Consider the following 13,929-nt stretch of genomic DNA (forward strand, 5'->3'; position numbering starts at 1 on the left):
ATCTCCTTTCAGCCGTGATGGACGGCGTCGTCGGCCAGGGTGGACGTGCACTCCAGCAGCAGCGCGTGCGCGAAGGCCTGGGGAAGGTTGCCGCGCAGCTGGCGCTGCCGGACGTCGTATTCCTCGCAGAACAATCCCGGGGGTCCGCAGGCGGCGCGGTTGCGCTCGAACCAGCGCATCGCGCAATGGTCATGTCCCAGTTGGTGTTCGGCGAGCGCCATCATGAACCCGCAGAGCAGGAACGCGCCCTCGGCGTCGCCGAGGTCCCGCTCGTCGTGCCGGAAGCGGTAGACGAACCCGTCGTCGCTGAGCTGCTCGCGGACGGCGTCCAGCGTGGCCCTGGTGCGCGGGTCGTCGGCGGGCACGGCCCCGCGCACGGGCGCCAACAGCAGCGACGCGTCGGTGCCGCGCAATCGCGGACTGCGCTGCCAGTAGCCGCCCTGCGGGTGCAGGCTGCCGGCGGCGGTGTCGGCCAGGATCGCGTCGGCCAGCGACGTGCAGGCGGCCACCTCGGGGCCGCCGCCGGCCACCTTGGCGATGGCGCGCAGCCCGGCCACGCATGCCAGGCGGGACTGCGTCCAGTGCTCGTCGTCGATCTCCCAAATGCCCGCATCCGGTTCGCGCCAGCGCTTTTCGATCGCCCCGATGGCGGTCTGCGCGGCGCGCCACCCCTCGGCGTCGAGCCGGCCGGCATTGCCCGCCCGGGCCAGCAGCTGCAGCGCCTCCCCGAAAACGTCGAGCTGGAATTGCTGGTTGACCCAATTGCCCACCTTGTCGGTGCCCCCGGGATAGCCGGGCAGGTCGAGGTCTTCCTCGCCGGGCACGCTGTCGCCGGTCACGGTGTAGGCCGGCCTGAGGTCGGGCCCGTGTTCGAGTAGGCGGGCGCCTACGAATTCGACCGCGCGGTCCAGCAATTCGTTCGCGCCGACCGTCGCCGCGGCGATACCGGCGTAGACCTGGTCGCGGATCCACGCGTAGCGGTAGTCGTAGTTCCGGTTGGTGTGCGCGCGTTCGGGCAGGCTCATCGTCGCGGCGGCGACCATCCCACCGCCGCTGCTGGTCAACCCCCGCAGCACGGCGTAGGAGTGCCGCCCATCGCGCGGGGCGATGGTGCAGTTCAGCTCGGGCATGCTGCGGTGCCACGCGGCTTCGGTTGCGTCCCAGGTGATGTCGGGGTCGGGCGGCCGGTCGGGGAGCGCGCGTTCGGAGAGCTCCAGCACGAAGTCGTGCCGACCGCCCTCGTCGACGGTGATCTCGCAGGTGAGGAGCTCCCCGCGGCCGCGCGTCCCCCGCACGGAGCGGACGTCGCAGCCGCCGGCCCAGCGCCATCGCAGCGGTCCCGACTTTCCGCTCCAGATCCCGTCGTCGACGCTCGCCTCGCCGCGGCCGTGGCGGCCGAACGCGGCGCTCGGCTGCAGCACCACCCGCACGCACGCGGTGCCGCGGCAGCCGATCAGGCGGCGCAGCAGCACCACCCGCTCGGGGTCGCCCGGAAAGGCAAGGGCCTCGCGGCATTCCACGATGCCATCGCGGGTGATCCAGCGGTTGCGCCAGATCAGGCTGCCCGGCTCGTAATAGCCGCCCCACACGTGCCGCACGTCGGTCGGGGTGATCGCGTACATCCCGCCGCCCCCGATGAGGTTGGAGAACACCGCGTCCGAGTGCCATCGCGGCGCGCACATCCACGCCACGTCGCCCTGCGGCCCGATCAGGGCGCCCCGCTCGCCGTCGGCCAGCAGCGCGTATTCGCGCAACACCCGGGGGGAGTAGGTCGCCTCGACGTCGATCGTGTGGTCAGCCACGGATCCCCGCCTCCGCCGGTCGCCTCGCCACGACGTCGGTGCCGATCTTCCGGGTCGCCATCCGTTCGGCGAGCCGTGAGGCCAGCGCCATGATCGTCAGCGCCGGGTTCGCCGAGCCCTGCGTCGGACACACCGAGCCGTCCGCCAGGAACAGGTTCGGCACGCCCCACACCCGGTGATCGGAGTCCACCACCGAGTTGTCCGGGCGGGTGCCCATCCGGGCGCCGCCGATCAGGTGGGCGAAGCGCTGGATGGTGAGCACGTCCTGGGCGCCTGCGGCCTGCAGGATGTCGCCGATCACCTCGGTGGAGTAGGCCATATTGGCCTTGTCGTTGTCGCACAACGTGTAATCGAACCGTGCCACCGGGAGGCCGTAGCGGTCCGTCTCTTCGGCGAGGGTGACCCGGTTTTCCGGCAACGGCAACAACTCGTTGAGCACGCCGATGGTCGCCCAGTGGTTGTAGTCGCGCATGTACTCCCGCAACGCGCGGCCCCAATGCCCGTCGGCCAGCACGTGTTCGGCCCATCCGATGGGCAGCGGCGAGACGGTCTGGATGGAGAAGCCGCGGGCGAACCCGCGCGACGCGTCGGTCTCGTAGAACTGCTCCGAGGACACCTCGGGGGGCGGGGCCTTGTACATCCGGATTTCTTCGGGCCACCGGCCCGCCGACTGCGTGGCGCCCTGCACCATCACATAGCGGCCGACCTGGTCGTCGTTGTTGCCCAATCCATTCGGGAAGCGTTCGCTCGCCGAGTTCAGCAGCAGGCGTGGCGTTTCAATGGAATACCCGGCGATCGCGACGGCCTTGGCCCGCTGCAGCCGTTCGGTGCCGCCGGCCTCGTCGTAGTAGACGACCCCGCGGGCGGCGCCGGTCTCGTCGAGCTCGACGCGCGCGGCCATGCAGTTGGCGCGGATCTCCACCGCGTGGGCCAGCGCGTCGGGCAGGTGCGTGACGTACGGGCTGGCCTTGGCGTTGACCTTGCAGCCCTGCAGGCAGTAGCCGCGGTAGATGCAGTGGGGGCGGTTGCCGAAGGTGCCGTTGACGATGCCGACGGGCCCGACCCGCATCTCGATGCCCAGCTGCATCGCGCCCCGCCACAGCTTGGCGGCGGCACCCGAAATGGGGTGTGGCGAGAAGGAGTAACGGTGCGGGTAACCCCACGGCCAGTTCTGTCCGGCCACCGGCAACTCGAGTTCGATGCGCTCGTAGTGGCGGCGGATGTCCTCGTAGCCGATCGGCCAGTCCGCCCCGACCCCGTCGAGGGTGTGGGTGTGAAAGTCGCTGGGATGGAACCGCGGGGTGTAGCCGGCGTAGTGGACCATCGAGCCCCCCACCCCGCGCCCGGAGTTGTTCTTGCCCAACTCGATCGGGTCGTCGCCGCCGATGATGCGCTTCTGCGTCCAGTACAGGGAATGGGAGCCCGCCTCGTCGGACACCCAGTCCTCGTCCGGGTGCCAGAATGGGCCCGCCTCGATGATCACCACCCGCCAGCCGGCGCGCGCCAGCCGTTGCGCCAGCACCGATCCGCCGGCGCCCGCCCCTACGACCACCAGGTCGACCTCGTCGTCGTCGCGGTAGCGCCGCATCGTCTTTTCGCCGGGCAGGTCGCGCGCGTGCACGTCGAGCAGGAACCGTGATTCGTTGTCCTTCGGCCCGATCGCCCCCCTCAGCAGCCCACGGAGCCGGTCGCCCATCACAGCTCACCCCGCTGAACCACGCGGACCGGGTCCTCGTCGGTGGCGCCCGGGGTCTCGAAGGGCTCGCGGGCGGCGGCCGGGCCGGTGGCGCCGCCGAGGCGCATGAACCCTCGCGGGTAGGCCGGTCCGCCGAACCCGATCTCGTTCCACGCCCACGGATGGGAGTAGAAGCTGGACAACACCATTCGCATGCACACCGACCAGGCGCGTTTGACGTTCATGCGCTCCCAGACCCCGCCGTCCAGGGCGCCCTGGGAGAATTGGTCGACGATCTCTTCGCGGGTGTCGGGCTCGGCTTCGGCGAACGACGCCTTGCCGTAGCGGCTGGACGCGGTCTCGTCGAGCCCCCGCAGCACGAGTCGCCAGGCGTCGCGGTCGTCGGGCATGTCGGCGTACTGGTAGCCGTCGAGGCGCCCGTCGGCGAGCTTGGAGTCGACGGATTCGGCCACCGGCACGCGCGGCTCGCGGTCCTGCGCCAGCACCGTGTCGCAGAACGCGCGCAGGCACGGCTCCTCCTCGGCGGTGAAAAACCGCAGCGGCCCGGGCGGCTCCAGCCGCGCCAGCACCACCTTCTTGGTGGCCTCGTCCCAGGTGTCGGTCGTTTCCAGCACGTCGAAATCCGGGTAGCGGCCGATCATTTGGGGTGTGACACCCCGGCGCTGCTTGGGTAGCCACGACGGGTGCGGGGGCTTGCGGTCCGCACGCAGGTTGGGCAGGTGATCCGGGCGTGAGGTGTCGGCCATCGCGCTCAGCCCCGGAACCGCTCGCGCCGCAGGATCGAGGCCAGCAGCCCCATCGCCCCGACCATGCACATCAGTCCGGGGGCCGCGATCGGCGGGCCCATGGGCACGTTGTACGACGCGTTCTTCCACCCGCCCGGCTTGCGGGCGACCCCCCGCGCGTGCAGATATTCGCCCATCAGGCCGTTGGCGGTATAGACGCCCGCGGTGATCGGCAGCCAGAGTTTGGCCCAGCGCCGCGAGAACACCCCGCCGATTCCGGCGACGACCACGGGCGGTGTCACCACGATCGGGCTCCACATCCACTTGTTGCCGAAGCTGGCCTTGTAGTGCTCGAAATAGATTTCCGCCGTCGTGACGACGGCCGCGATCGCCGTCAACCCGGACAGCGAGCGTTCGAAGCGACCGTGCGCGACGTTGTACAACGCCCGCTCGGCGAGGTGTTCGGCCTCGCCTGTGCGTCGACCGCCGTTGCCTGACAACAACATTGGGTTCCCTTCCTCGCTCGTTGGTTCATGAATTAGCCGACTGGCTGCGCGCGCGGATCCACGCGGGTATCCGGGACATATTGCGCGGCAAGCTGATCGGGTAGCCGCGCGCGGAGAAAGCATGCCGCCGTTTTGCTCATGCGTCACCTCACTCCTGAAACGAAACACGCTCAGGCGGCCACCGCGAAGAAGGCTCGCGATGACTGCCCAGATCTGGCATGCGCCCAGCTGCGTGTTTCAACCGAGGTGGTCCCGACGGCGCGTCGTGACCGAAGCGCATCCGCTGCGTACCCGATTCCCGTCGGCGTAAACAGTTCGATCGGTGTCGGGTTGACGGCCCATCGCGCCGCCCATCTAGTTGTCGGAGGGCTGTCCTATGATCGAACACATGTTCGAGTACGTGCTGGCATCCCGTTCGACGCCGGAATCGGCGGCGTTGCTGGATCGGATGCGTGAGGCGGGGCGTGCGGAGGCACGGGCCGCCGCCGAACGTTTGGTAGCGGTGGGGGACCTGCTGGTGCTGCGCTGCCGCGATTCGGGGGAGCAGGCGGACTGGGCGGCCGACGCGTGGGAGGCGGTCGCCGCGCAGGTCGGTGCGGCGCTGAAGTGCAGTGTGGCGATGGCGCACAGCTATCTGCGGTACGCGATGGCGATGCGCGAGCGGCTGCCGCAGGTCGGCAAGGCGTTCCAGGCCGGTGATATCGACTATCGCGCGTTCCAGACGATCGTGTTTCGCACCGATCTGATCACCGATGCCGACGTGTTGGCGCGGGTGGATGCCCGACTTGCGGCGTTGCTGTCACGGCGCCCCTCGCTGACCCGGGGCGGGTTGAGCGCGGCGGTGGATCGGGTGGTGGCGCTGGTGGATGCCGATGCGGTGCGCCGGGCCAGGGAGGCGATCAACGATCGGTTCGTGGACGTGCAAGCCAACGAGTCGGGCATGGGCTGGCTGACCGGCAGCGTCTTGGGCGCCGACGGACATGCGCTGGACCGGCGGCTCGATGAGCTGGCCCGCAGCGTGTGTGGCGCCGATCCGCGTACCCACCGACAGCGGCGCGCCGACGCGCTGGGGGCGCTCGCCGCCGGGGCGGAGCGGTTGCGGTGCCAATGCGGAACGCCCGAGTGTGCAGCCACCGAGCGCACCCCGAGCGCTGTGGTGATTCACGTCCTAGCCGAGCAGGCCACCGTCGCCGGCCACGGAGCCGCCCCGGGTGTCCTGCCCGGGTTTGAGGGACTCCTGCCCGCCGAGGTGATCGCCGAGCTGGCCGGCTCGGCCAAGCTCGTGCCCCTGGGCGCCCCGGCCGAGGCGGAGCCGCGCTACACCCCGTCGAGGGGGCTGGCCGATTTCGTGCGGTGCCGGGACCTGACGTGTCGGGCCCCGGGGTGTGACCGCCCGGCCGTCGACTGCGACATCGACCACACGATTCCCTACTCCGAGGGCGGTGCGACGCACCCGTCGAACCTCAAATGCCTTTGCCGCCAACATCATTTGCTGAAAACCTTTTGGGGCTGGCGCGACGAACAATTGGAAGATGGCACCCTGATCTGGCGGCTGCCCGACGGACACACTTATGTGACCATGCCGGGCAGCGCGCTGCTGTTCCCCAGCCTGTGCGCCCCCACCGGCGACGCCCCGGTCCTCCCGGCACCCGAGCGCCGCGGCGAACGCACCGCAATGATGCCGCGTCGCAAGAGAACCCGCGCCCAGAACCGGGCCCACCGCGTCTCCAGCGAGCGCCGGCACAACCGCCAAGCGCGGTTGGCCACCCAATCGACGTCCGCGGGTCCCGCACCCCCCGACGACGAACCCCCGCCGTTTTGATCCGGAGAGCTCAGACGGATTTGGTGACGCCGACGTAGGACAGCACGACGTCGGATTCGTCGGTCACCTGGGTCAGGGTCGCGTAGGACCGGATGAACGACTGCCCGACGCAGCCGTCGATCTTGACGTGGAACCCGGTAACGATGACCCGGGGATTGGCGCCCTTGAAGTCTTTCTTGGCCACCGGTACGACGATGACGACGCCGGGCTTGAGCCCCACGGTGACCACGCCGTTCAGCGGTGTGGTGATCAGCGGGACGGCCACTGGCGTGCCGGCTCCCAGGCCCGCGATGCCGAGGCCCGGGCTGACGCCGGCGCTGCCCGCGATGGTGACACCGTTGGAGGTGCTCATGTCGATCCCGCAGCCGATCTCGTAACCCACCTCGAGCACCCCGCGAGGCTGTTCGAGCCCGTCCAACGAACCGAAAAACGTTCCGCGGGCGAGGTATTCGCGGGACGAGACCGCGGTGGTCAACGGCGCGATGGGGGTTTGTGACTCGTCCCTGGCTGCAAGGGTCAGGGTCCAGCCTTCGGGCGTCGTGTAGGTAACCGGATCGGACGACGGCACCCGCCCTTCGTCCGGTGCGCCCGCGGTGGCCGCGGCGTTTTCGGCGTCGGGATCGGCGGCCGCCGGTGGCGCCGAGTTCACCGACATAACGACGCACAGCGCGAGAATCGCAGCGCGACGGACGTTGACGGCTACCGGCCACACGACCGATACCGTATGCGCGGCCGGATCCCGGGCCCGAAATTTGCCGGCCGACCGGCCGAAGTCGTTTCGCGTTCGTGACCGTTATGGAACATCGGTGCGCAACTCTTACGGTAACCAGTGTTCCGGCGACCACGGAAAGGGTGGCGATGAATTCTCACCCGCGCGCTCTCGGACTGCTGGCGGGGGCGGTGATCCTCCTGGCTCTGACCGGTGGCACCGGCGTGGCGCATGCGGATTCGTCAGACCCGTCGGGGCCGGGCGTGCTCAATCAACTCATCACGTCGACCCCGGCGCTGTCTCCGGATCCCGCCGACGAAGGCGGTCCCACGGCGGGCTCGAACGCCGTCGGAATGTATTGCGAGAACCGATTCGCGCGGTGCCACTAGGCGGTTCGCGATCAGCGGGCCCGCCGATCCCTACTCCGAGGGCGGTCCGACGCATCCGTCGAATCCGAAATGCCCATGCCGTCAACCCTGTCGGACCATCACGTGCTGGAGCCGTGTCGGCCCGCCCCGTCCACGAACCGCATTGCGCCTGACTGCAATTCGGATGCCGAACGCGCCAAACTGTCGAACTCGAAGTCCATGGCCTCGGCCTCGCTTCGTCCCCATTGGTAGAGCGTCGACAGGCGGTCCGAGCGCAGGCATGTTTGCGGCAGCGCCGAGAGTTCGGCTGCCAGCTCCTCTGCTGCCTCACGGGCTGTGCCAGTGGGTACGACGCGATTCGCCAACCCGATAGCCAGCGCCTCGGTCGCGTCGACCGAACGTCCGGTGAGGATCAGATCCATTGCCCGACCGTGTCCGATCAGTCGGGGCAGTCGGACGGTGCCGCCGTCGATGAGAGGCAATCCCCAGCGTCGGCAGAACACTCCGAAGACGGCATCCGCCTCGACTACTCGCAAATCGCACCACACCGCCAGCTCGAGGCCGCCAGCGACGGCATAGCCACTGACAGCGGCAATCACCGGTTTGGACAGGGTCATCCGGCTAGGACCCATCGGACCTGGACCGGTTGGACTCACCGGGTTGAAATCACCCGTCTCGGCTCCCTTCAAATCCGCGCCAGAGCAGAAATTCCCCTGATCTCCCCACAGCACGGCCACCGACGCGGACTCGTCATTGTCGAACTCCTCGAACGCGGCAAGGAGCGCGGCGGCAGCAGATCCGTTGACCGCGTTGCGGGCCTCCGGACGATTCATGATCACAGTGGTGACGGGTCCGTTCTTCTCGACCCGAACACCGCCCTTGCCCTTGGGTTCAGTCGTCGCGCCCACGGCCTCGACGTTATCCGCACCAACCGCTGCGCCGATCGCGATCTGAACCCCCATTTCTAAAGGGCCTCATGGCCGGTTCTCACCTCGCTGAAAGCAAGGGCCGCGACGCTGAGTTATGCCAAGCAGGACGGCCGGGCCGGCGGCGGTGGTGAGTGCTCTCGTCGTCGCCGGATGGCAAATGGCGACCCCGGTGGCCCGGGCCGACGTCGACTTCTACTGCAGGCCCGGCTGCTGGGGTGCGATCGCGGCGTCGCCGTCGACCGGAGAAGAGTCCATCCGCCTCAACTACCGCACCCGGCAGCAGGCCGAGGACGCCGCCGTGTTGTGGTGCGACGTCATGGGCAAGACCAACGACTGCCAGGCCCTCACGTCGGGGCTGGGGTGTCTGTCGATCGCCGAAGCCGGGGACGGGAACGCGTTGGCGGCGCGGGTCGCGCCGACCCTCGACGCGGCCGACGCGGCGGCGCTGGAGGGTGCGGGCCCCGGGGCCAAGATCGACCTGCACGACTGCAACGGTTGACCGCCCGGAGCAAATTACCTGGCCAGGACCGCCGAGCCCGCCGATGTGCCATGATGTCGGAGCTGTCAAGACACAAGGGAGCGGCCGTGGATCTCAACTTGTCGATTGTCACGCGACCGGTCGAGCGCCTGATTGCGACGGCGCAGAACGGGCTGGAGGTTGTCCGGCTGGGGGGCTTGGAAACAGGTAGCGTCCCATCGCCGTCGCAAATCGTCGAGAGCGTACCGATGTACAAGCTCCGGCGTTACTTCCCGCCCGACAGCCGGCGCGAGAAGCGGGTGGGTCCGCCGGTGCTGATGGTGCACCCGATGATGATGTCGGCGAACATGTGGGACGTCACGCGCGAGGAGGGCGCGGTGGGCATCCTGCACGCCAACGGGCTGGACCCCTGGGTGATCGACTTCGGGGAGCCCGACAAGGTGGAAGGCGGCATGCGCCGCACCCTCGCCGACCACATCGTCGCGCTGAGTCAGGCCATCGACACCGTCAAGGACGTCACCGGCAGCGACATCCACCTGGTCGGCTATTCGCAGGGCGGCATGTGGTGTTACCAGGTCGCCGCCTACCGGCGGTCGAAGAGCCTGGCCAGCATCGTCACCTTCGGTTCTCCGGTGGACACCCTGGCCGCGCTGCCGATGGGCATCCCGGCAAACTTCGCCGCGCCCGCCGCCAACTTCATGGCGGACCACGTCTTCAGCCGGCTGGCCATCCCCAGCTGGATGGCGCGCACGGGCTTCCAGATGCTCGATCCGCTCAAGACCGCCAAGGCGCGCGTCGACTTCGTGCGCCAGCTGCACGACCGCGAGGCGCTACTCCCGCGCGAGCAGCAGCGCCGCTTCCTCGAACGCGAAGGCTGGATCGCCTGGTCGGGCCCGGCGATCTCCGAACTGCTCAAGCAGTTCATCGCCCACAACCGGATGATGACCGGCGGCTTCGCCGTCAACGGCCAGATGGTCACGCTCACCGACATCACCTGTCCGGTGCTGGCCTTCGTCGGCGAGGTGGACGACATCGGGCAGCCGGCCTCGGTGCGCGGCATCCGGCGCGCCGCACCCGACGCCGAAGTCTACGAATCCACCATCCGCACAGGCCATTTCGGCTTGGTCGTGGGATCGAAAGCGGCGCAACAGAGTTGGCCGACCGTCGCCGCCTGGGTGAAGTGGTTGTCCACCGGCGGCGACAAGCCGGAGGGCATCGATCTGATGGCCGACCAGCCCGCGGAGCACACCGACAGCGGCGTCGCGCTGAGTTCCCGGATCACGCACGGCCTGGGCGAGGTCTCCGAGGCGGCGCTGGGCATGGTGCGCGGCGCGGCCAACACGGTGGTCGCGGCCAACAAGTCGATGCGCACCCTGGCCGTCGAGACGGCCCGCACCCTGCCGCGCCTGGTCCGCCTTGGGCAGATCAACGACCACACCCGCATCTCGCTGGGCCGCATCATCGAGGAACAGGCGCACGACGCCCCGCAGGGCGAATTCCTGCTTTTCGACGGGCGTGTGCACACCTACGAGGCCGTCAACCGGCGCATCAACAATGTCGTCCGCGGCCTGATCGAGGTCGGCGTGCGGCAGGGCGACCGGGTGGGCGTTCTGATGGAGACGCGACCCAGCGCGCTGGTCGCCATCGCCGCCCTGTCGCGCCTGGGCGCGATCGGGGTGGTGATGCGACCGGATGCCGACCTGGCCGCGTCGGTCCGGCTCGGCGGGGTGACAGAGCTGCTCACCGACCCCGCCAATCTGGAGGCGGTGCTGGCGTCGGACCGCCAGGGGCTGCGTCAGGTGCTGGTGCTCGGCGGCGGCGAGTCGCGCGATCTGCACCTGCCCGACGACAGCGACGTCATCGACATGGAGCAGATCGACCCGGACGCCGTCCAGCTGCCCGGGTGGTACCGCCCCAACCCGGGGCTGGCCCGCGACCTGGCGTTCATCGCGTTCAGCGCGGCCGGCGGCGAGCTGGTGGCCAAGCAGATCACCAACTACCGCTGGGCGGTGTCGGCCTTCGGGACCGCCTCGACGGCCGCCCTGGACCGCCGGGACACCGTCTACTGCCTGACCCCGCTGCACCACGAGTCGGCGCTGCTGGTGAGCCTCGGCGGCGCGGTGGTCGGCGGCACCCGCATCGCGCTGTCCCGCGGCCTGGACCGCGACCGGTTCGTCCAGGAGGTGCGGCAGTACGGCGTCACCGTGGTGTCCTATACCTGGGCCATGCTCCGCGAGATCGTCGATGATCCCGCGTTTGTGCTGCACGGCAACCACCCGGTGCGGCTGTTCATCGGTTCCGGCATGCCGACCGGCTTGTGGGGCCGGGTCGTCGACGCGTTCACGCCCGCGCACGTCGTCGAATTCTTCGCCACCACCGACGGACAAGCGGTGTTGGCCAACGTTTCCGGCGCGAAGACCGGCAGCAAGGGTCGCCCGCTGCCCGGCGCCGGACGCATCGAGCTGGCCGCCTACGACGCCGAGCACGACCTGATCCTGGAGAACGAGCGCGGCTTCGTCCAGGTGGCCGAGCCGAAACAGGTCGGGGTGCTGCTCGCCGCGTCCAACGGTCCGATCGACCCGACGGCGTCGGTCAAGCGGGGAGTGTTCGCCGCCGGCGACACCTGGATCTCCACCGAGTACCTGTTCTACCGCGACGACGACGGGGACTACTGGCTGGCGGGCCGGCGCGGCTCGGTGGTCCACACCGCGCGGGGCCTGGTGTTCGACGAGCCGGTCACCAACGTGCTGGGGTGCATCAACGGTGTCGACCTCGCGGTGACCTACAACGTGCCGCTGGGCGACCGGGAGGTCGCGGTGTCGGCGGTGACGCTGCTTCCCGGGGCCAGCATCACCGCGGCGGACCTGACGGACGCCGTCGCCAAGATTCCGATCGGGGTGGGGCCCGACATCGTCCAGGTCTGCCCGGAGATGACGCTGAGCGCGACCTACCGCCCGACCGTCAGCGCCCTGCGCGCGGCGGGAATTCCCAAGCCGGGCCGCCAGGTGTGGTACTTCGACGCCGACGGGCAGCACTTCCGAAAGCTGACCCCCGGCATCCGGTCCGAACTGAAGGGGCGCGCCGATGGTTGACGATTCGCTGCTGAGCATCCTGGTGTGCCCGGCCGACCGGGGTCCGTTGCTGCTCGTGGACGACGAATTGCTGTACAACCCGCGGCTGCGGCGCGCCTATCGCATCGAGGACGGCATTCCGGTGCTGCTCGTCGACGAGGCCCGAGATGTCGACGATGACGAGCACGCGCGGCTCATGGCACGATGCCGTCCGGCAGATCCCCGGTGAGGTAGCGCTGCAGGTTCGGTGCGATGGTCGCCGCGACCTGCTCGGCCGGCAACGAAGCGAACGGCTCCAGCTTGAGGATGTAGCGCGCCATCACCACGCCGACCAGTTGCGATGCGACGAATTGGACGCGGATGTGTCCGCTGCCGGGTGGATTGTCAACGCGCGGGCCGACTTCCACGGCGATCACGTCCTGGATGAAGGTGCGGAACAGGCTGACCTCCGAGCCGGCGATGATGGAGCGCAGGGCGGCGACGAACGCGGTGCCGACCTCGGAATCCCACAGCGGCAACAACATCGACGGCAGGGTGTGGCCGAGCTCGTCGACGGGTACCTCGCGCAGTTGGCCGATCACCTCCATCGGGTCGATCGGGATGTGGACGGCGGCGGCGAAGAGCTTTTCCTTGGTGCCGAAGTAGTGATGCACCAGGGCGGAATCCACCCCGGCCGCCGCGGCCACCGCGCGTATCGAGGTATTGCGAATGCCGTTCCGGGCGAACAGCTCTCGCGCGCTGGAGAGGATTCGCTCACGGGTGTCGGAGCCGCCGGCCGGCCGGCCGGGCCGCCTGCGCTGGCTGTTGGTGATCGCCACTAGGCGGTCCGCCGTCGCAGCGTGGCCGCGGCCAGGCACAGCGCCGCGAGGGCGAAGCCCAGCACGACGACGATGTCGCGCACCGCGATGTAGGTCAGCTCGGGGTGCGCGCCCACCTGTTGCAGCGCCTCCAGTGCGTAGCTCGCCGGCATCACGTTGCTGACCCACTGCAGCCAGTGCGGCATCAGCGCCCGCGGCACGATGATGCCGGCCAGCAACAGCTGCGGCACCATCACCAGCGGGATGAACTGCACCGCCTGAAACTCGGTGCGCGCGAACGCACTACACAATAGCCCCAGGCCCACGCCGAGGACGGCGTTGACGATCGCGATCACGAACACCCACGCGGGGCTGCCTGCGGTGTCGAAGCCGAGCAACCAGAACGACACGACGCACGCCAGCACCGCCTGCGCCGCGGCGGCCACCGAGAAGGCGCTGCCGTAGGCGATCAGCAGGTCGAACCGGCGCAGGGGAGTGGTCAGGATCCGCTCCAGCGTCCCGGAGGCCCGTTCGCGCTGCATCGTGATGGCCGTGATGATGAACATGACGAACAGCGGGAACAGGCCGAGCAGGATCAGGCAGGCGTTGTTGAACGGCGCAGGCGTGCCGGGCCGATGCGGCGCGTTCTGAAACATGTAGTACATCAACGTGATCACCAAGACCGGCACGAACAGGATCATGGCGACGCTGCGGTGGTCGGCCGCCAGCTGGCGCAGGATTCGCGTCGTGGTGGCGGTGTAGCCCTTGAGCCCTAGCCGGCCTGGCGCATGGTGCTGCGCGCGGATCTCTGGGAGCAGTTCGCCGAGCTCGCCCGCGGCGGAACCACGCTGCTGGTCTCCAGCCACGTCATGGACGAAGCCGACCACTGCGGCGACCTGCTGCTGATGCGCGACGGTCACCTGCTTGCCCACACCACCCCGGCCCAACTACGAGAGGACACCGGATGCACGTCACTGGAGGACGCGTTTCTGTCCATCATCAAGCGCAGCACCATGCGCCAGGCCG

13 protein-coding genes and 1 pseudogene are annotated in these 13,929 nt (G+C 69.2%); 6 read left to right on the forward strand and 8 right to left on the reverse strand.

The window, feature by feature from the left end; all coding sequences use genetic code 11:
• Positions 1–8 precede the first annotated feature (8 nt).
• The 4 genes from A9X03_RS06120 to A9X03_RS06135 are packed head-to-tail and all read right to left on the reverse strand — an operon-like array spanning position 9 to position 4,729.
• Positions 9–1,802 carry a glycoside hydrolase family 15 protein gene (locus A9X03_RS06120; protein ID WP_067888825.1) on the reverse strand — a complete coding sequence of 598 codons (1,794 nt, stop codon included), beginning with the start codon at positions 1,800–1,802 and terminating at the stop codon, positions 9–11.
• Positions 1,795–3,498, reverse strand: a complete 1,704-nt coding sequence (locus A9X03_RS06125; protein ID WP_068260140.1) for a GMC family oxidoreductase — start codon at positions 3,496–3,498, stop codon at positions 1,795–1,797. Before A9X03_RS06125 ends, A9X03_RS06120 begins: the two co-directional genes overlap by 8 nt.
• The gene (locus A9X03_RS06130; protein ID WP_067888819.1) at positions 3,498–4,244 is read right to left on the reverse strand and encodes a gluconate 2-dehydrogenase subunit 3 family protein; all 747 of its coding nucleotides are present in this window, start codon (positions 4,242–4,244) and stop codon (positions 3,498–3,500) included. The genes A9X03_RS06125 and A9X03_RS06130 overlap by 1 nt, the downstream gene beginning before the upstream one ends.
• A 5-nt stretch (positions 4,245–4,249) precedes the next feature.
• Entirely contained in the window at positions 4,250–4,729 is a 480-nt protein-coding gene (locus A9X03_RS06135) for a hypothetical protein (protein ID WP_067750440.1), read from the reverse strand.
• 388 nt (positions 4,730–5,117) lie between these two features.
• On the opposite strand from A9X03_RS06135, the gene A9X03_RS06140 reads away from it, so the two are divergent.
• A complete protein-coding gene (locus A9X03_RS06140) occupies positions 5,118–6,551 on the forward strand; it encodes an HNH endonuclease signature motif containing protein (RefSeq protein ID WP_082974435.1) in 1,434 nt (477 codons plus the stop codon).
• Between the two features lie 10 nt (positions 6,552–6,561).
• Here A9X03_RS06140 and A9X03_RS06145 read toward each other — a convergent pair whose 3' ends face one another.
• Positions 6,562–7,206 (reverse strand): MspA family porin, encoded by a 645-nt coding sequence (locus A9X03_RS06145; RefSeq protein ID WP_067750468.1) that lies wholly within the window; start codon positions 7,204–7,206, stop codon positions 6,562–6,564.
• Between the two features lie 203 nt (positions 7,207–7,409).
• Between A9X03_RS06145 and A9X03_RS06150 the strand changes: the two genes are divergently transcribed.
• Positions 7,410–7,649, forward strand: coding sequence for a hypothetical protein (locus A9X03_RS06150; protein WP_067888813.1), 240 nt, complete (start codon positions 7,410–7,412; stop codon positions 7,647–7,649).
• 98 nt (positions 7,650–7,747) lie between these two features.
• On the opposite strand, the gene A9X03_RS06155 is transcribed toward A9X03_RS06150, so the two are convergent.
• Positions 7,748–8,461: a crotonase/enoyl-CoA hydratase family protein gene (locus tag A9X03_RS06155; RefSeq protein ID WP_067888831.1), complete on the reverse strand. Its 714-nt coding sequence runs from the start codon at positions 8,459–8,461 to the stop codon at positions 7,748–7,750.
• Between the two features lie 253 nt (positions 8,462–8,714).
• Between A9X03_RS06155 and A9X03_RS06160 the strand changes: the two genes are divergently transcribed.
• The 3 genes from A9X03_RS06160 to A9X03_RS06170 are packed head-to-tail and all read left to right on the forward strand — an operon-like array spanning position 8,715 to position 12,335.
• Positions 8,715–9,056, forward strand: coding sequence for a DUF4189 domain-containing protein (locus A9X03_RS06160; protein WP_067784263.1), 342 nt, complete (start codon positions 8,715–8,717; stop codon positions 9,054–9,056).
• Between the two features lie 53 nt (positions 9,057–9,109).
• On the forward strand, positions 9,110–12,127 hold the full coding sequence (locus A9X03_RS06165) for an acyl-CoA synthetase (protein WP_156669976.1): 3,018 nt from the start codon (positions 9,110–9,112) through the stop codon (positions 12,125–12,127).
• Entirely contained in the window at positions 12,120–12,335 is a 216-nt protein-coding gene (locus A9X03_RS06170; protein ID WP_067750453.1) for a Trm112 family protein, read from the forward strand. The genes A9X03_RS06165 and A9X03_RS06170 overlap by 8 nt, the downstream gene beginning before the upstream one ends.
• Here the strand turns inward: A9X03_RS06170 and A9X03_RS06175 are convergent.
• Both A9X03_RS06175 and A9X03_RS06180 read right to left on the reverse strand, forming a co-directional pair.
• Positions 12,301–12,924, reverse strand: a complete 624-nt coding sequence (locus A9X03_RS06175; RefSeq protein WP_068260144.1) for a TetR family transcriptional regulator — start codon at positions 12,922–12,924, stop codon at positions 12,301–12,303. The genes A9X03_RS06170 and A9X03_RS06175 overlap by 35 nt on opposite strands.
• A complete protein-coding gene (locus A9X03_RS06180; RefSeq protein ID WP_197696025.1) occupies positions 12,924–13,709 on the reverse strand; it encodes an ABC transporter permease in 786 nt (261 codons plus the stop codon). Before A9X03_RS06180 ends, A9X03_RS06175 begins: the two co-directional genes overlap by 1 nt.
• Between A9X03_RS06180 and A9X03_RS06185 the strand changes: the two are divergent.
• Positions 13,695–13,929 (forward strand): annotated as a pseudogene (locus A9X03_RS06185) (ABC transporter ATP-binding protein); the annotation flags it as partial. The gene A9X03_RS06180 and the pseudogene A9X03_RS06185 overlap by 15 nt on opposite strands.

It is taken from the genome of Mycobacterium sp. E1715 (assembly GCF_001667625.1).
Lineage (GTDB): Bacteria > Actinomycetota > Actinomycetes > Mycobacteriales > Mycobacteriaceae > Mycobacterium.

Coding starts and splice junctions, on each gene's coding strand:
- A9X03_RS06125 (WP_068260140.1), bottom strand. CDS start 3,498: ATGGGCGACCGGCTCCGTGGGCTGCTGAGGGGGGCGATCGGGCCGAAG.
- A9X03_RS06130 (WP_067888819.1), bottom strand. CDS start 4,244: ATGGCCGACACCTCACGCCCGGATCACCTGCCCAACCTGCGTGCGGAC.
- A9X03_RS06135 (WP_067750440.1), bottom strand. CDS start 4,729: ATGTTGTTGTCAGGCAACGGCGGTCGACGCACAGGCGAGGCCGAACAC.
- A9X03_RS06140 (WP_082974435.1), top strand. CDS start 5,118: ATGTTCGAGTACGTGCTGGCATCCCGTTCGACGCCGGAATCGGCGGCG.
- A9X03_RS06145 (WP_067750468.1), bottom strand. CDS start 7,206: ATGTCGGTGAACTCGGCGCCACCGGCGGCCGCCGATCCCGACGCCGAA.
- A9X03_RS06150 (WP_067888813.1), top strand. CDS start 7,410: ATGAATTCTCACCCGCGCGCTCTCGGACTGCTGGCGGGGGCGGTGATC.
- A9X03_RS06155 (WP_067888831.1), bottom strand. CDS start 8,461: ATGAATCGTCCGGAGGCCCGCAACGCGGTCAACGGATCTGCTGCCGCC.
- A9X03_RS06160 (WP_067784263.1), top strand. CDS start 8,715: ATGGCGACCCCGGTGGCCCGGGCCGACGTCGACTTCTACTGCAGGCCC.
- A9X03_RS06165 (WP_156669976.1), top strand. CDS start 9,110: ATGTCGGAGCTGTCAAGACACAAGGGAGCGGCCGTGGATCTCAACTTG.
- A9X03_RS06170 (WP_067750453.1), top strand. CDS start 12,120: ATGGTTGACGATTCGCTGCTGAGCATCCTGGTGTGCCCGGCCGACCGG.